This is a genomic window from Enterobacter sp. V87_3 (assembly GCF_029967835.1).
GTDB lineage: Bacteria > Pseudomonadota > Gammaproteobacteria > Enterobacterales > Enterobacteriaceae > Enterobacter > Enterobacter cancerogenus.
Window position 1 is genome coordinate 42,929 of record NZ_JASCAM010000026.1, and the last position, 17,618, is coordinate 60,546.

The 17,618-nt window shown below is 56.7% G+C and carries 16 protein-coding genes; 10 read left to right on the top strand and 6 right to left on the bottom strand.

From position 1 onward, the window contains the following. Positions 1-15 precede the first annotated feature (15 nt). Together QLG21_RS15755 and bcp are read left to right on the top strand one after the other, a co-directional pair. A complete protein-coding gene (locus QLG21_RS15755; RefSeq protein WP_042320389.1) occupies positions 16-585 on the top strand; it encodes a glycine cleavage system transcriptional repressor in 570 nt (189 codons plus the stop codon). Next, on the top strand, positions 585-1,055 hold the full coding sequence (bcp, locus tag QLG21_RS15760) for a thioredoxin-dependent thiol peroxidase (protein WP_101737180.1): 471 nt from the start codon (positions 585-587) through the stop codon (positions 1,053-1,055). The genes QLG21_RS15755 and bcp overlap by 1 nt, the downstream gene beginning before the upstream one ends. Before the next feature lie 84 nt (positions 1,056-1,139). On the opposite strand, the gene QLG21_RS15765 is transcribed toward bcp, so the two are convergent. Beyond that, positions 1,140-2,204, bottom strand: a complete 1,065-nt coding sequence (locus QLG21_RS15765; RefSeq protein ID WP_006176634.1) for an AI-2E family transporter — start codon at positions 2,202-2,204, stop codon at positions 1,140-1,142. 220 nt (positions 2,205-2,424) lie between these two features. Here QLG21_RS15765 and bepA point away from each other — a divergent pair, with 220 nt between their 5' ends. Beyond that, entirely contained in the window at positions 2,425-3,888 is a 1,464-nt protein-coding gene (gene bepA / locus QLG21_RS15770) for a beta-barrel assembly-enhancing protease (RefSeq protein ID WP_282484770.1), read from the top strand. Positions 3,889-3,906: 18 nt separating this feature from the next. Then, positions 3,907-4,263, top strand: a complete 357-nt coding sequence (gene arsC / locus QLG21_RS15775; RefSeq protein WP_042320392.1) for an arsenate reductase (glutaredoxin) — start codon at positions 3,907-3,909, stop codon at positions 4,261-4,263. Here arsC and QLG21_RS15780 read toward each other — a convergent pair. Then, entirely contained in the window at positions 4,260-5,078 is an 819-nt protein-coding gene (locus QLG21_RS15780; protein WP_282484771.1) for an XRE family transcriptional regulator, read from the bottom strand. The genes arsC and QLG21_RS15780 overlap by 4 nt on opposite strands. A 147-nt stretch (positions 5,079-5,225) precedes the next feature. Between QLG21_RS15780 and celB the strand changes: the two genes are divergently transcribed. The 3 genes from celB to QLG21_RS15795 are packed head-to-tail and all read left to right on the top strand — an operon-like array spanning position 5,226 to position 8,926. Then, positions 5,226-6,545, top strand: a complete 1,320-nt coding sequence (gene celB, locus QLG21_RS15785; RefSeq protein WP_137272254.1) for a PTS cellobiose transporter subunit IIC — start codon at positions 5,226-5,228, stop codon at positions 6,543-6,545. 3 nt (positions 6,546-6,548) lie between these two features. Continuing rightward, complete coding sequence (locus tag QLG21_RS15790; protein ID WP_282484772.1) at positions 6,549-7,502, top strand: N(4)-(beta-N-acetylglucosaminyl)-L-asparaginase; 954 nt, start codon at positions 6,549-6,551, stop codon at positions 7,500-7,502. Between the two features lie 2 nt (positions 7,503-7,504). Continuing rightward, the gene (locus QLG21_RS15795) at positions 7,505-8,926 is read left to right on the top strand and encodes a leucyl aminopeptidase family protein (protein WP_282484773.1); all 1,422 of its coding nucleotides are present in this window, start codon (positions 7,505-7,507) and stop codon (positions 8,924-8,926) included. Between the two features lie 37 nt (positions 8,927-8,963). On the opposite strand, the gene QLG21_RS15800 is transcribed toward QLG21_RS15795, so the two are convergent. The 4 genes from QLG21_RS15800 to QLG21_RS15815 form a co-directional block, all read right to left on the bottom strand. Further along, entirely contained in the window at positions 8,964-9,665 is a 702-nt protein-coding gene (locus QLG21_RS15800; protein ID WP_212743972.1) for a DnaA inactivator Hda, read from the bottom strand. 95 nt (positions 9,666-9,760) lie between these two features. Next, a complete protein-coding gene (gene uraA, locus QLG21_RS15805) occupies positions 9,761-11,050 on the bottom strand; it encodes a uracil permease (protein ID WP_282484774.1) in 1,290 nt (429 codons plus the stop codon). Positions 11,051-11,134: 84 nt separating this feature from the next. After that, positions 11,135-11,761 (bottom strand): uracil phosphoribosyltransferase, encoded by a 627-nt coding sequence (gene upp / locus QLG21_RS15810; RefSeq protein WP_006176643.1) that lies wholly within the window; start codon positions 11,759-11,761, stop codon positions 11,135-11,137. A 217-nt stretch (positions 11,762-11,978) separates the two neighbouring features. Further along, complete coding sequence (locus QLG21_RS15815) at positions 11,979-13,409, bottom strand: 6-phospho-beta-glucosidase (protein WP_042320399.1); 1,431 nt, start codon at positions 13,407-13,409, stop codon at positions 11,979-11,981. 266 nt (positions 13,410-13,675) lie between these two features. Between QLG21_RS15815 and purM the strand changes: the two genes are divergently transcribed. From purM to ppk1, 3 genes are all read left to right on the top strand, one after another. After that, positions 13,676-14,713 carry a phosphoribosylformylglycinamidine cyclo-ligase gene (purM, locus tag QLG21_RS15820; protein WP_006176646.1) on the top strand — a complete coding sequence of 346 codons (1,038 nt, stop codon included), beginning with the start codon at positions 13,676-13,678 and terminating at the stop codon, positions 14,711-14,713. Then, positions 14,710-15,351 (top strand): phosphoribosylglycinamide formyltransferase, encoded by a 642-nt coding sequence (purN, locus tag QLG21_RS15825; RefSeq protein WP_006176647.1) that lies wholly within the window; start codon positions 14,710-14,712, stop codon positions 15,349-15,351. The genes purM and purN overlap by 4 nt, the downstream gene beginning before the upstream one ends. A gap of 204 nt (positions 15,352-15,555) precedes the next feature. Further along, entirely contained in the window at positions 15,556-17,616 is a 2,061-nt protein-coding gene (ppk1, locus tag QLG21_RS15830) for a polyphosphate kinase 1 (protein ID WP_102890388.1), read from the top strand. Positions 17,617-17,618: the final 2 nt, after the last annotated feature.

The following is a 17,618-nucleotide window of genomic DNA, read 5'->3' on the forward strand; positions in this document are numbered from 1 at the left end:
AAAGGAAGAACAGGTTTGACAACCTCATCACAACATTACCTGGTTATCACTGCGCTGGGTGCTGACAGGCCGGGTATTGTGAACACCATCACCCGCCACGTAAGCAGCTGCGGCTGTAATATCGAAGACAGCCGCCTGGCTATGCTTGGCGAAGAGTTCACGTTTATTATGCTGCTGTCCGGGACATGGAACGCCATTACGCTTATTGAATCCACCCTGCCCCTGAAAGGCGCGGAGCTGGATCTGCTGATCGTCATGAAGCGTACCACCGCGCGCCCACGCCCGGCGCTGCCTTCCACCGTCTGGGTACAGGTTGAAGTTCCTGATTCTCCGCATTTGATTGAGCGTTTCACCGCGCTGTTTGACAGCCATCAGATGAATATTGCCGAGCTGGTTTCCCGCATACAGCCGGGAGACAATAGCGAGACCCCCACACTGTTTATTCAAATCACGGCGCACAGTCCTGCCTCGCAGGATGCCTCAAATATTGAGCAAGCCTTCAAAGCCCTCTGTACAGAATTACGCGCGCAGGGCAGTATAAGCGTCGTTAATTATTCTCAGCATGAACAAGACGGAGTCGAGTAATGAACCCACTGAAAGCCGGTGATATCGCACCGAAATTTAGCTTGCCGGATCAAGACGGCGAGCAAGTAAATTTAACCGACTTCCAGGGACAGCGTGTTCTGGTCTATTTCTACCCGAAAGCCATGACCCCGGGCTGTACCGTACAGGCCTGTGGTTTGCGCGACAACATGGATGACCTGAAAAAAGCCGGTGTAGAAGTGCTGGGTATCAGCACCGATAAGCCCGAAAAGCTGTCACGGTTTGCGGAAAAAGAGCTGCTGAACTTTACGCTGCTTTCCGACGAGGACCACCAGGTCTGCGAACAGTTTGGCGTCTGGGGCGAGAAGTCTTTTATGGGCAAAACCTACGACGGTATTCACCGCATCAGCTTCCTGATTGATGCTGACGGGAAAGTTGAGCATGTGTTCGATGATTTCAAAACCAGCAACCACCATGACGTGGTGTTGAACTGGCTGAAAGCGAGCGCGTGATACTTTTGTGCCGGGTGGCACTGCGCCTACCCGGCCTACATTCGCGTGCAGGTCGGGTAAGGTGAAGCCGCCACCCGGCAAAATCTACTTCTCTTCCACCGCCGGTACATCCGGCCATGCGTGAACCACTGCTTTAATCAGCGTCGCCAGCGGAATCGCAAAGAACACGCCCCAGAATCCCCACAGCCCACCGAAGATCACCACCGAAAGAATGATGACCAGCGGGTGCAGATTCACCGCTTCAGAGAACAGCACCGGCACCAGCAGGTTGCCGTCCAGCCCCTGAATAATCAGATACACCGCGAAACAGCTCCAGAACTCGGTCCCCAGACCAAACTGGAACAGCGCCACGCCCACCACCGGGATTGTCACGACAAAGGCACCGATATAGGGAATGAGCACCGAGAAGCCCACCAGCACCGCCAGCAGCAATGAATAATTGAGGCCAAAAATCACGAAGCCAATCCAGGTCGCGACGCCGACCACAATCATCTCCAGTACTTTGCCGCGAATATAGTTGGTGATCTGCTGGTTCATCTCCTCCCAGACCTGCCCGGCCAGACCGCGGTTGCGCGGCAGAACCCGGCGCACGGCGTTCAGCATCTGCTCTTTATCTTTCACCAGGAAGAAGACCATCAGCGGCACCAGCACCAGATAGACCGCCAGCGTCAGCAGCCCCACCAGCGAAGCCAGAGAGTATTTCACTACCGAATCGCCCATCGTCATGATGCGGGCGCGCATGTTTTCTGCCATCGCGTCGATAATCCCGGCGTCCATCAGCGCGGGATAGCGGCGCGGCAGCGTAGCGGCAAAATCAGAGAGCTTGTTGAGCATGCCGGGCATATCGCGGATAAGATAGATCCCCTGCTGCCAGGCAACCGGCATCACCACAAACGCCATTAACAGCAGAATGCCAACGAACAGCACCAGCACGATGCTGGTCGCCCAGCGGCGGGAACAACCGATATTTTCCAGACGGGCCGTCGGCCACTCCAGCAGATACGCCAGAACTATCGCCACCAGCAAAGGCGCCAGCAGGCCGCTAAAGAAGAACAGGATGCCGAATCCCGCAACCAGAATAACCAGCAAAGCGATGGCCTCCGGGTCACTGAACCGACGCCGGTACCACTGCATTAACATTTCGAGCATACAACCCTTCCCTGAATCGGATGGCGGGACTGAGACGGTGAATTGTATCTAACTGTCACAAAAAAGACTTTCCTTTTTGTATCACTGTAATCATTCGCAAAAGCCTGAGGAATGGGATTTTCTTCATGCCTTAACACGGCTACACTCGCATGGCAGTGGAGATGAACGATATACCGCTTCATCGGTCAAATTAGCACATCCAACATACAGGACAGTGGTTATGTTCAGGCAGTTGAGAAAAACACTGGTTGCGACACTTATCGCCGCGCTGACGGTGGGTCAGGTAGTGCCTGCTTTCGCTGACTCGGCCGATACCTTGCCGGATATGGGCACCACCGCAGGAAGCACGCTCTCCATCGGTCAGGAGATGCAAATGGGTGATTACTATGTCCGCCAGCTGCGTGGCAGCGCGCCGTTGATCAACGATCCGCTGCTGGTGCAATATATTAATGGCCTGGGGATGCGCCTCGTCGCGCACGCCAACTCGGTGAAGACTCCCTTCCACTTCTATTTGATCAATAACGACGAAATCAACGCCTTTGCCTTCTTCGGGGGCAACGTGGTGCTGCATTCGGCGTTATTCCGCTACTCCGATAACGAAAGCCAGCTGGCTTCGGTCATGGCGCACGAAATTTCGCACGTCACCCAGCGCCACCTGGCCCGCGCGATGGAAGACCAGAAGCGCAACGCCCCGCTCACCTGGGTGGGCGCGCTCGGCTCCATCCTGCTGGCGATGGCCAGCCCGCAAGCGGGGATGGCTGCCCTGACCGGCACCCTGGCGGGCACGCGTCAGGGCATGATCAGCTTTACCCAGCAAAACGAACAGGAAGCGGACCGCATCGGTATTCAGGTGCTGCAGCGCGCGGGCTTTGACCCGCAGGCGATGCCGAGCTTCCTGGAGAAACTGCTCGACCAGGCGCGCTACTCGTCGCGTCCACCCGAAATTTTGCTGACGCACCCGCTGCCGGAAAGCCGCCTGTCGGATGCGCGCAACCGCGCCAACCAGATGCGCCCGGTGGTTGTGCAGTCTTCGCAGGATTTCTACATGGCGAAGGTCAGAACCCTGGGGATGTACAACTCCGGGCGTAACCAGCTCACCAGCGACCTGCTGGATGCCCTGGCAAAAGGCAACGTGCGCGAGAAAAATGCGGCCCGGTACGGTCAGGCGCTGCAGGCGATGGAAGCCAGTAAATACGATGAGGCGCGTAAAGCCCTCCAGCCACTGCTGGCCGCCGACCCCAATAACTCGTGGTACCTCGACCTTGCGACCGATATCGATCTGGGGCAGAAAAAAGCGACCGATGCCATTAACCGTCTGAAAGGGGCGAAAGAGGTGGGGACCAACCCGGTACTGCAGCTTAACCTGGCGAACGCTTACTTACAGGGTGGGCAGGCCCGCGAAGCGGCGGCGATCCTGAACCGCTACACCTTTAATAACAAAGACGATCAAAACGGCTGGGATCTGCTGGCGCAAGCGGAAGCGCAGCTCGGCAACCGCGATCAGGAGCTGGCGGCACGCGCCGAAGGCTTTGCGCTGGTGGGCCGTCTCGATCAGGCCATATCAATGCTCAGCAGCGCCAGTTCGCAGGTTAAGCTCGGCAGCCTGCAGCAGGCGCGCTACGATGCGCGTATCGATCAGCTGCGCGGATTGCAGCAGCGCTTCAAGCCGTACGAAAAGATGTAACAAAGGAGAATGCACGTTATGACAGACGCGGTAAAAATCTACCACAATCCCCGCTGCTCCAAGAGCCGCGATACTCTCAGCCTGCTGAAGTCTAACGGCGTTGACCCGGAGATCGTATTGTATCTGGATACACCGCCGGACGCGCAGACGATCCGCCAGCTGCTGCGCATGCTGGATATGGGCAGCGCGCGCGAACTGATGCGTCAGAAAGACGATCTGTATAAATCACTCGGTCTGGATAACACCCGTCTCTCTGAAGATGAGCTTGTCCAGGCGATGGTGGACAATCCGAAGCTGATCGAACGCCCTATCGTCGTGGCAAACGGCAAGGCGCGTATCGGACGCCCGCCGGAACAGGTGCTTGAGATCCTCTAATCCTTACGCCGCAGCGCTTCAAGAAACACCTGCGGCGTGCAGTCCCCCAGCCTTTTCTGCGCTTTCCCCTGGTTGTAAAACGCGCACAGCTGAATGAGTAACTCTCCGGCTGGCTCGACGCTCACGCGTGGAATAATCTCACGTAACGGCACCGTAACCTGAACGGCACTGCGTGTTTGCGCATGCGCTTTTACGGTAACCTCCTGCCCGGGCAGCGATACGTCAAAACCAAAAGTCTCAACAGATTGGATATCGGCCGGACATGCTGCCAGCAGCGCCTGCGTCCAGTGAGCGAGCAGTTGGGGCGACAGTCCCGCATAGAGCCGGGCATGGCACCAGCCGCTCACCGGTTCGCGCGCCCACAGCAGATGCTGCTCACCGCCATCGTCCATATGCAGCGACAGCGGCTGATGATAAAGCATAAGCTTATCCGGCAAGATGCCTGCCTTCAGGGCCTTTTTGCCCTGCAGCGCCGCGCCCTTTTGTCTGGCAGACCCGAGGTAGCGGTTTAACGTCGCCCGCGAAACCGCAATCCCCAGCCCCTCATTCACCAGCAGCAGTAGCTCATCGAGCGGTGCACTGGTGGCATCGCGCAGCACATTCACCAGCGCAACCTGTTCCTGTCTCAATGCTTTGTGTACCACTTTTGGCGTTGTATGGTTATCGGCAACCTGCTCGCGATTGCGCCAGCGCCTGACGGTGGTAACCGAAATTCCCAGCTCCTGCGCCAGCTCTCTGTCGCTTTTCGTCGACTGCTGGAGGTAGCGGCGAACCCGTGGTGTGGTCGTGGCATTGGCGTGCAGTTTAATTTCCATCGCAACATTCCATGAAACTAATCTTGTGAGATTTATAGTGCGTCAGCGAATGCTTTGTGACCGATTTCACCTTTCGCTCGCCGCGATTCACTGATAATCACCAGACATAACATAAACAACGCCACTCAATCTTGTACGGAGTTCACAATGAACAATGTTCTGGGATTTCTTGAAGCAAAACTGATGCCGCTGGCAGCCAAAACGGCACAGCAGCGTCATCTCGGTGCCATACGCGGGGCCTACGTTTCGTTTATGCCGTTTATCATCGTCGGCTCCATCCTGCTGGTTATCTCATCCTTTCCGAATCAGGCCTATCAGCACTTTATGTCCCGGGCCTTCGGCGAAAGCTGGAGCGCCATTATCGAGATCCCGTTTAACGCGGTGTTTTCGACCATGTCGCTGTTTATCAGCTTCCTTGTGGCGTTTCGCCTGGCGGAACATTACGGCGAAGATCGCATCTCCTGCGGGATCCTGGCGCTGGTGGCATTTCTGATCCTCACGCCGTTTATCAAGGTGGCGGAAAACGGCGGGATCACCGTTATGCCGGTGGAGTGGATTGGCAGTAAAGGGCTGTTCGTGGCGATGATTGGCTCGCTGCTGTGGACGGAGCTGTTCTGCTGGCTGAAGCGCAAAAAGCTGGTCATCAAAATGCCGGACGGCGTGCCGCCTGCGGTGCAGGAGTCTTTCGCCGCGCTGATCCCTGCCCTGCTGGTGATGATCCTGGTGCTGATTATCCGCATCATCTTCGAAAACACACACTACAACACCATTCACCAGTTCATCTATGAGGTGGTTGCCACGCCGGTTCGCCACTACGGCACCTCCTATTTCGGCGCGCTGATGACGGTATTCAGCATCACGATCCTGTGGTCGGTGGGGATTAACTCCGGTTCGATGATCAACGGCATCATCCGCCCGCTATGGATGGAGAACCAGACCGACAATATCGCCGCCATTCAGGCAGGGACAACGCCGCCGCACATTATTACCGAACAGTTTTTTGACATGATCTGGATGGGCGGCGCGGGTGCCACGCTGTCGCTGGTGATTGCGATGCTGATTTTCGCCCGCAGTAAAAACATGCGTGAAGTAGCGCGCTTAGGCGCAGGGGCTTCGGTGTTCAACATCAACGAACCGATCCTGTTTGGCCTGCCGGTGATCATGAACCCGATCATGCTCATCCCGTTCAACCTGGTGCCGCTGGTGCTGGTCACCGTGCAGTATGTCGCGATGAAAATAGGCGCGGTGGCCGTCACCACCGGGGTGTTTATCCCCTGGACCCTGCCCCCGGTCATCAGCGGTTTTATCGTTACCGGTCATCTGAGCGGCAGCGTGATGCAGCTCATCAACCTGCTGATTGGTGCCATGCTGTACCTGCCTTTCATGCGAATCGTGGATAAACAGTACCGCGCAGCGGAACTGACCACGGCTACGCAAACCGACACCACCCTTGCAAAACAGGAGTAAAGCATGTGGGGAATTATTGCAACCTGGCGCATGGCGCTTGAGGGCGTAACGGAGTCTGCGTCCGCGCTGGCTGCGGGAAAACCGGTCGCCGACGCGGTGGTCGATGCCGTCGCCACCGTCGAGGACTTCCCGTTTTATAAATCCGTGGGTTACGGTGGCCTGCCAACCGAAAACGGCGAGGTGGAACTCGACGCGGCCTACATGGATGGCGACACGCTGGCTTTCGGTGCCGTGGGCAATCTGGTGGATATTGCCAACCCGGTGCGCGTGGCTCATGCGCTTAGCCGCCAGCGCTATAACAGCATGCTGGTCGGCCAGGGCGCGCGCGAGTGGGCGCTGAGCCAGGGCTTTAGCAACAAAACCATGCTCACGGACCGCGCGATGCAGCATTACCGCAAGCGCTGCCGTGAAACGCTGGATAAAGGTCTCAGCCCGTACGACGGGCACGACACCGTCGGGATTATCGGCCTCGATAAGCAGGGATCGATGAGCGTGGCCACCTCCACCAGCGGCCTGTTTATGAAAAAGCGCGGCCGCCTGGGCGACTCCCCCATTATCGGCTCGGGTTTTTACTGCGACAGCGAAACCGGTGCCGCCACCGCCACGGGCGTGGGCGAAGACCTGATGAAAGGCTGCACCAGCTACGAAATTGTTCGCCGCATGGCGCAGGGCATGACGCCGCAGCAGGCGGCAGACTCGGTGGTGTTTGAACTGGAAGACAAGCTGATGTCGCGCTTTGGCCGTGTGGGAGATCTTTCGGTGGTGTGTATGAACAACAAAGGGGAATTCGGCGCGGCGACCAACATCAAAACCTTCTCGTTTGTAGTCGCCACCGCCCATCAGCCGCTGACCGTATTTCGCACCGAACGCCTGCGCGAGAAAACGCATTATCAGGCCGTAGACGAGGCGTGGATGCAGGCCTACGCCGAGCGCATTCGCGCGCCGATTGAGGACTAACGATGATTACCTGGGATCTTATTACCACACCTGAAAGCGCGACACCGCGCAGCCATCTGATTGCCCGAAGCGACAGCACGTGGCTACCGGATACCGCGCTGATAGCCGATATGCAGGCGCAAAAGACTGTTGCGGATACGCGATTTGGCTGCGCCCCGTTTGCCCGCATCACCCTTTTACCGGACGCGCTCTGGCACGACAGCCTGACCGAAGGCTTGCTGACCGCGCTCAGGCCGCTGCTGGCCTCGCCCGCGAGCGCCGATGTGGTGCTGGACGTCACGGATATCGATGAGGTTGTCCTGGCCCAGGTGCTGCGTTTTCTCTTTAACCAGGCGCACACGCTTGCCGACCTGCACCTGAAGAAAACGGACGACACGGCGGTGCGGGTTCGCCATATTACCGCGCTGTGTCTGGCGCAACAGCAGGAAAAGCTGGAGGTGATTTTCCGCGAGCAGCAGGCGATTGCCCGCGGTATGGTCGCCGCCCGGCGGCTGGCGGATATGCCAGCCGATCGTTGTACACCGCAATTTGTCGTCGAAGAGGCGCAGCGGCTGTGCGCCGCCTTCCCCGCGCTGCGCTGTGAAGTGCTTGATGAAAACGCGATCGTTGAGCAGGGTCTGGGGCTGCTGCATGCCGTCGGCAAAGGCGCGACCTGCCCGCCGCGCCTGCTTGCCATCCACTATGAGGGCGCGTCGGAAGGCCCGGTGCGCTGCTATGTGGGCAAAGGCGTTACATTCGATACGGGTGGCCTGTGGCTGAAGGAAGGCGCGGGCATGTACACCATGAAGTATGACATGTGCGGGGCGGCAAACGTGCTCGGCCTGATGCTCACCGCCGCCGAACTGGCGCTGCCCGTACGCATGATGGGCGTGCTGGCGCTGGCAGAAAACGCCATCGGGCCGAACGCTATGCAGCCAGGCAGCGTGGCTCGCGCCTGTAACGGCATGACGGTTGAAATCAACAACACCGATGCCGAAGGCCGGCTGGTACTGGCGGACGCCATTGCCTGGGCCAGCCAGCGTCATCCGCAGGCGCGCTACATCATCGATATGGCGACCTTAACGGGCGCGGTGGTGAAGGCGCTCGGCTATGAACTGAGCGGGCTGATGACCCAGGATGAACTGCTGCGCGAAGCGCTGACTCAGGCGGGAAAACGGTGCGCAGACGAAGTCTGGTCGCTGCCGCTGGACGCGAGGCTGAAAAAGCAGACCGACAGCGCGATAGCCGATCTCTGCAATACGCCGACCAACAACGCGGCGATCAGCGCCTCGGCGGCCTGGCTGCTGCACCACTTCTGTCCGCCGACCATTCCGTGGGCGCATCTGGATATCAGCGGAACGGCGTTATGGCGTGAGGGTGGACGGAGCGTGGCGTCGGGAAGACCGATTCCGCTGCTGGTAGAGCACCTGATGGGGGATCTTTAAACCCGGTGGCGCTGCGCTTACCGGGCCGGCAAAAAACTCAAAGCTTGAGAATATCTTTCACAAACGGAATGGTCAGCTTACGCTGGGCGGTAATAGAGGCGCGATCAAGCTGATCCAGGGTATCGAAAAGAGTGCGCATCTCACGATCGAGTCGCTTCAGGAGGAAGCGACCGACGTCTTCCGGCAGCTCAAAGCCGCGCAGCCGTGAACGGAGCTGTAGCGCCTGAAGTTTATCTTCATCAGACAGCGGCTGCAGCTTGTAGATTTGCCCCCAGTCCAGGCGGGATGCCAGATCCGGCAGCCCCAGGTTAAGCTGGCGCGGCGGCCTGTCGCCGGTGATCAGCAGCCGGGTTTTGCCCGACTCGAGTATGCGGTTATAAAGATTGAAGATCGCCATTTCCCACGGCTCATCCCCCGCCACGCACTCGATATTATCGATGCAGACTAACGAGAGATGTTCCATTCCCTCCAGCACTTCAGGCACAAACCAGGTGCGTTTATCCAGCGGCACATAGCCTACTGCATCACCTCGCGCAGAAAGCTCCGCACAGGCGGCGTGCAACAGATGGCTGCGCCCCGCACCTTCGCGTGACCAGATATAGATGTATCCGCTGTGATCCTGACGCAGCACGTTTTGCAGTGCAGCCAGTAAAGAGGGGTTATCACCCGGCCAGAAACTCGCGAAAGTTTCGTCGTCAGGGAGATAGAGTGGCAGAGAGAGCTGTGCCGGTCCGTTCAGAAATACCTCAACCAGATATCACATAAAATCGGCAACGAGTTTATCACGTAACCCGCAAGGAGAGAACCGGGCGGATCGCCCACCCGGTTTAACGATCAATGAGACGTTTTCTCGCCCTCATCCGCATCCAGGATTTCTTCTTCCGGGCGCAGGATGGAGATCAGCTTGAAGATCAGGCTCAGGGCAATCCCGACGATGGTCGCCAGCGCCATGCCTTTAAGCTCTGCCGCACCAATGTGTACCGTCGCGCCGCTCACGCCAATAATCAGGATCACGGAGGTGAGGATCAGGTTTTGCGCTTTGTTGTAGTCCACTTTGGATTCAATCAGCACGCGAATACCGGACGCACCGATCACCCCGTACAGCAGCAGAGAAACGCCGCCCATCACCGGCTCCGGGATGGCCTGAATCGACGCCGCCAGTTTGCCCACGCAGGAGAGCAGAATCGCAATGATTGCGGCACCGCCAATAACCCACGTACTGTAGACGCGCGTGATGGCCATTACGCCGATATTCTCGCCGTAGGTGGTGTTCGGCGTTGAGCCGAAGAAACCGGAGATAATGGTCGAAAGACCGTTGGCAAACATCGACCGGTGCAGACCCGGGTCGCGGATCAGGTCGCGCTTCACGATGTTCGCCGTGACCACCAGGTGACCTACGTGTTCCGCGATAACCACCAGCGCGGCTGGCAGAATCGTCAAAATCGCAAACCATTCGAAGCGTGGGGTATAGAAGGTAGGCAGTGCGAACCAGTGCGCGTTAGCAATCAGGTCGGTATTGACGATACCCATGGCGAAGGAGAGCGCGTAGCCTGCCAGCACGCCAATCAGGATCGGGATAATCGCCAGAAAACCGCGGAACAACACGGAGCCAAACACCGTAACGCCCAGCGTCACCAGCGAGATGATAATGGCTTTCGAGTTCGGTGACTGGCCGTCGGCAGGCAGCAGCCCCGCCATGTTTGCCGCCACTCGCGCCAGCTCAAGGCCGATGACGGCAACGATTGCGCCCATCGCCGCAGGCGGGAACATCACATCCAGCCAGCCCGTACCGGCTTTCTTGACGATGAAAGAGACCAGACAGAACAGCACGCCACACATGATAAAACCGCCGAGCGCCACCTCATAGCCCAACGGCAACAGCAGCAGCACCGGGGAGATAAAGGCAAAGCTCGACCCCAGATACGCCGGGATCTTCCCCTTACAGATGAAGAGATACAGCAGCGTTCCCACGCCGTTGAAAAGCAGCACGGTGGCCGGGTTAATATGAAAAATCATAGGCACCAGCACGGTTGCGCCAAACATGGCGAACAGATGCTGCAAACTAAGCGGGATAGTCTGTAAAAGCGGCGGTCTTTCACTCACCCCGATAGTACGGCGCGTCATAGTGTTTTCCTCTGAACAGTGTTGTGGGTGTTTTTATTCAAAAAAAAGCCGACTATCAAAGTCGGCTTTTTTATCGTTATTCGATTATTTGGTACCAAAGATTTTGTCGCCGGCATCGCCAAGCCCCGGGATGATGTACCCGTGCTCGTTAAGCCCCTGGTCGATTGAGGCGGTGTACAGCTCAACGTCCGGGTGGGCTTTTTCCAGCGCCGCGATACCTTCCGGCGCGGCAACCAGTACCAGCACCTTAATGCTGCTGCAGCCTGCTTTTTTCAGCAGGTCGATGGTGGCGATCATGGAACCGCCGGTCGCCAGCATAGGGTCAACCACCAGCGCCATACGCTCGTCAATGTTAGAGACAAGCTTCTGGAAGTACGGAACCGGCTCCAGCGTCTCTTCATCGCGGTAGACACCCACTACGCTGATACGCGCGCTTGGGACGTGCTCCAGCACGCCTTCCATCATGCCCAGACCGGCACGCAGGATCGGCACAACGGTAATTTTTTTGCCTTTGATTTGCTCAACCTGTACCGGACCGTTCCAGCCTTCGATGGTCACTTTTTCCGTTTCCAGGTCAGAGGTCGCTTCGTAGGTCAGCAGGCTGCCCACTTCAGAAGCCAGTTCGCGAAAACGCTTCGTGCTGATGTCATGCTCACGCATCAGGCCCAACTTGTGTTTAACGAGCGGGTGTTTCACTTCCACAATCTTCATTCTCTTTCTCCTCTGAGGCGGCATCCGCAAAAAAAATCGCGGGATTATACCGCTTTTTTCGGATTGTGCCATACCCATCTTGCTTGACATATATCAATCAAAAACAAAAAAGCCGGAGGCAAGCTCCGGCTCTAGTGCGAGGTGCTGCCCGGTGGCGCTACGCTTACGCGGGCCTACGTGTAGTGTAGGTCGGGTAAGCGTTAGCGCCACCCGGCTGTTACAGGTTATCGCCGTTGCTGGCAATCACCTGCTTATACCAGTCGAACGATTTTTTCTTACTGCGGTTCAGCGTGCCGTTCCCTTCATTATCTTTATCAACAAAGATAAAGCCGTAGCGTTTTTTCATCTCGCCGGTACCGGCAGAAACCAGGTCGATACAGCCCCACGGGGTATAGCCCATCAGATCAACGCCATCTTCCACCACCGCTTTTTTCATCTCGCTGATGTGCGCGGCCAGATAATCGATGCGGTACTGGTCGTTTACCGTGCCGTCGCTCTCCTGCACGTCGATTGCGCCAAAGCCGTTCTCAACAATAAACAACGGCAGCTGATAGTGATCCCAGAACCAGTTCAGGGAGTAGCGCAGGCCCACCGGGTCAATCTGCCAGCCCCAATCGGATTTCTGCACGTACGGGTTGGAGACCAGGCTTTTGCTCTCGTCGTAATCCAGCTGTGGGTTGTCTGCCGTCGCCTTGGTCGCGAAGGACATGTAATAGCTGAAACCGATGTAATCCACGCAGCCCTGTTTGAGTGCGATGTTGTCTTCCTCAGTGATATCCAGCGCGAAGCCACGACGTGCAAAATAGTTGAGCAGGTGCTGCGGATACGCGCCGCGCACATGCACATCGGTGAACCAGTAACGACGATGCATGGCGTTCATCGCCATCATCATGTCGTCCGGCGCGCAGGTCAGCGGATAGATCGGGCACATCGCAATCATGCAGCCAATGTGCAGCGACGGGTTAATCTCGCGCCCGGCTTTCACCGCCAGGGCACTCGCCACCAGCTCGTAGTGGGCGGCCTGGAACATGACCGGCTCGCGGTCTTCGCCCGGCTCATACTTCAGCCCGGAGTTGGTAAACGGCGCAAAATCCTCGTGGAAGTTTGCCTGGTTGTTGATCTCGTTAAAGGTCATCCAGTACTTCACTTTATGCTGATAACGCTCGAAAACGACCTTCGCGAAGCGGACAAAGAAGTCGATCAGCTTACGGTTGCGCCAGCCGCCGTATTCGGTGACCAGGTGGAAAGGCATCTCGAAGTGAGAAAGGGTGATAACCGGTTCGATACCGTACTTCAGGCACTCGTCGAACAGGTCGTCGTAGAATTTCAGGCCCGCCTCGTTTGGCTCCAGCTCGTCCCCTTTCGGGAAGATGCGCGTCCAGGCGATAGAGGTACGGAAGCATTTAAATCCCATCTCGGCAAAGAGTTTGATGTCTTCTTTATAGCGATGGTAGAAATCGATGGCTTCATGGTTAGGGTAGTTCTTCCCCTGCAGGACGCCGTTGGTGATTTCACGCGGGACACCGTGCGCGCCTGCGGTCATGACGTCAGCGACGCTGACCCCTTTACCGCCCTCTTTCCAGCCGCCCTCAAGCTGGTGTGCCGCCACGGCACCACCCCACAGAAAACCTTCTTTAAATCCTGGCATTCTCTTTCCCTCATTCTGCGTTATCTTCTGCAAAAACAATTACAGAAACCGGTTTCACTCTGATGATGTGCAAAGGGGTAACGGGTTGCAAGCAGTTAACCGAAACCGGTTTCATTTTCGTGAACAGAGTCAAGTTTGACGCTGCTGGCGGGCCGCAGGGAAAAAAAGATCCTCGCGCCGAGAATAGGCTCGCAAACGTTTGCCTGGACTGTTAGAATTGCGCCGATTTTTCTTACTAGCTATGCAATCGCGTGGGGACTTGAGCCGTGACCAACAAAACTTCTCTCAGCTACAAAGATGCCGGTGTTGATATTGACGCAGGTAATGCGCTGGTTGACCGAATCAAAGGTGTGGTGAAAAAAACCCGCCGCCCTGAAGTGATGGGTGGACTGGGTGGATTCGGCGCACTGTGCGCGCTGCCGCAAAAATATCGTGAACCTGTTCTGGTCTCGGGTACGGATGGCGTGGGCACAAAACTGCGCCTGGCGATGGATCTTAAGCGTCACGACACGATCGGTATCGATCTGGTGGCGATGTGCGTTAACGACCTGGTGGTACAGGGCGCAGAGCCGCTGTTCTTCCTCGACTACTATGCCACCGGCAAGCTGGACGTGGACACCGCAGCCAGCGTAATTAACGGGATTGCCGAAGGCTGCCTGCAGTCAGGCTGCGCGCTGGTGGGTGGCGAAACCGCCGAAATGCCAGGGATGTATCACGGCGAAGATTATGACGTCGCAGGCTTCTGCGTCGGCGTGGTAGAAAAATCAGAAATTATCGACGGCAGCAAAGTGGCTGACGGCGATGTGCTGGTAGCGCTGGCCTCCAGCGGCCCGCACTCTAACGGCTACTCCCTGGTGCGTAAAATCCTCGAAGTGAGCGGTTGTGACCCGCTGACCACCGAGGTTGACGGCAAACCGCTGGCCGATCACCTGCTGGCTCCGACCCGCATCTACGTGAAAAACGTGCTGGAACTTATTGAGAACGTAGACGTTCACGCCATCGCCCACCTGACCGGCGGCGGTTTCTGGGAAAACATTCCGCGCGTATTGCCGGATAATACCCAGGCGGTGATCGACGAATCCTCCTGGCAGTGGCCGTCCGTGTTTAACTGGCTACAGACCGCAGGCAACGTCAGTTCTCATGAAATGTACCGCACCTTTAACTGTGGCGTGGGGATGGTTATCGCCCTGCCTGCAAGCGAAGCGGATAACGCGGTTAAGCTGCTGAATGAGAAAGGTGAAAACGCGTGGAAAATCGGTATTATCAAAGCATCCGATTCCGAACAGCGTGTGGTCATTGAATGAAAAACATTGTGGTGCTCATTTCCGGTAACGGAAGCAATTTGCAGGCGATAATTGATGCCTGCAAACAGAAGAAAATCAATGGCACCATTCGGGCAGTATTCAGCAACAAGGCCGACGCATTCGGCCTTGAGCGGGCGCGGGAAGCGAATATTCCCGCGCATGCGCTGGAAGCCAGCCAGTTTTCCGGGCGGGAAGCCTTCGACCGCGAACTGGTGCAGGAAATTGACGCCTACGCGCCAGATGTCGTGGTGCTGGCTGGTTACATGCGCATTCTGAGCCCGGCGTTTGTTTCGCACTACGCCGGGCGTCTGCTCAATATTCACCCTTCCCTGCTGCCGAAATATCCCGGTTTACACACCCACCGTCAGGTGCTGGAGAACGGCGATGAGGAGCATGGCACGTCCGTGCACTTCGTCACCGACGAGCTGGACGGCGGCCCGGTGATCCTGCAGGCGAAGGTCCCGGTCTTTGAGGGCGATAACGAAGATGATGTGACCGAACGCGTGCAGACGCAGGAGCACGCCATCTACCCGCTGGTGGTAAGCTGGTTTGTCGACGGGCGTCTGGTGATGCGCGACGGCGCCGCCTGGCTGGACGGCGTGAAGTTGCCCCCGCAGGGCTATGCGGCAGAAGAGTAGTTTGTTATGTCGGGTGGCGCTACGCTTACCCGACCTACAGAGTGCATTACCCGATACTCCCTTCTCCAACCCTCTAAAATCCCCAACAAAAAAAATAACTGTCATACTTTTCTGGCACTGTTGGACATATCGTGGAAATGCTCGCCATAATAAGGACGAGACGGATTTACCACGTCCTGTGAATGAACTGGAGTGTGAGCTGTAATGGGTCAGGAAAAGTTATACATTGAGAAAGAGCTGAGTTGGTTAGCCTTCAACGAGCGCGTGCTTCAGGAAGCGGCGGATAAAAGTAACCCACTGATTGAGCGTATGCGTTTCCTGGGTATTTATTCCAATAACCTGGATGAATTTTATAAAGTCCGCTTTGCCGAGCTTAAACGCCGCATCATCATCAGTGAAGAACAGGGTTTAAACTCGCACTCGCGCCATCTGCTTGGCAAAATACAGTCTCGCGTGATGAAAGCCGATCAGGAATTTGATGGCCTTTACAACGAGCTGCTGCTGGAAATGGCCCGCAATCAAATTTTCCTGATCAACGAACGCCAGCTTTCCGTCAACCAGCAGAGCTGGCTTCGTCACTATTTCAAACATTATCTACGCCAGCACATCACCCCGATCCTGATCAACCGCGAAACGGATCTGGTGCAGTTCCTGAAAGACGATTACACCTATCTGGCGGTGGAGATCATTCGTGGCGACAACATCAGCTACGCGCTGCTGGAAATTCCGTCCGACAAAGTGCCGCGCTTTGTCAACCTGCCGCCGGAAACCCCGCGCCGCCGCAAGCCAATGATCCTGCTGGACAACATCCTGCGCTACTGTCTGGATGATATCTTCAAAGGCTTCTTCGATTACGATGCGTTAAACGCCTACTCGATGAAGATGACCCGTGACGCCGAATATGACCTGGTGCACGAGATGGAAGCCAGCCTGATGGAGCTGATGTCTTCAAGCCTGAAGCAGCGTCTGACGGCCGAGCCGGTGCGCTTTGTCTATCAGCGCGATATGCCGGACGCGATGGTCGAAATGCTGCGCGATAAGCTGACCATCTCCCGCTACGACTCCATTATCCCCGGCGGGCGTTATCACAACTTTAAAGACTTTATTGGCTTCCCGAACGTCGGCAAGGCCAATCTGGTGAATAAACCGCTGCCCCGCCTGCGCCACATCTGGTTCGATAAGTTCCGCAACGGGTTTGACGCCATTCGCGAGCGCGACGTGCTGCTGTACTATCCGTACCACACCTTCGAGCATGTGCTGGAGCTGCTGCGTCAGGCGTCGTTCGACCCGAACGTGCTGGCGATCAAAATCAACATCTACCGCGTGGCGAAAGATTCCCGCATCATCGACGCGATGATCCACGCCGCGCACAACGGCAAGAAAGTGACCGTGGTGGTGGAACTGCAGGCGCGTTTCGACGAAGAAGCAAATATCCACTGGGCGCGCCGCCTGACCGAAGCGGGCGTGCACGTAATTTTCTCCGCGCCGGGACTGAAAATTCACGCCAAGCTGTTCCTTATCTCCCGTAAAGAGGGAGACGACGTGGTGCGTTATGCTCACATCGGTACCGGAAACTTTAACGAGAAAACCGCGCGAATTTATACCGACTACTCGCTGCTGACCGCCGATGCGCGCATCACCAACGAGGTGCGCCGGGTGTTCAACTTTATTGAGAACCCGTACCGTCCGGTGAACTTCGACTATCTGCTGGTTTCACCGCAGAACTCGCGCCGCCTGCTGTACGATATGATCGATAAAGAGATCGCCAACGCGCAGAAAGGGCTGTCGTCCGGCATTACGCTGAAGCTCAACAACCTGGTCGATAAAGGCCTGGTGGATCGTCTTTACGCCGCCTCCGGTTCAGGCGTGCCGGTGAACCTGCTGATCCGCGGCATGTGTTCTCTGATCCCGGAGCTGGAAGGTATCAGCGATAATATTCGCGTCATCAGCATCGTTGACCGCTATCTGGAACACGATCGGGTCTATATTTTCGATAACGCAGGCGATAAGCAGGTGTATCTCTCCTCTGCGGACTGGATGACGCGCAATATTGATTATCGAATTGAAGTTGCGGCCCCGCTGCTTGACCCACGTCTGAAGCAGCAGATCCTCGACATCATCGAGATTTTGTTTAGCGATACGGTGAAAGCACGCTATATCGATAAAGAACTGAGTAACCGCTATGTTCCGCGCGGCAACCGCCGTAAAGTGCGGTCCCAACTGGCGATTTACGACTATATCAAATCACTCGAGCAACCCGATTAACC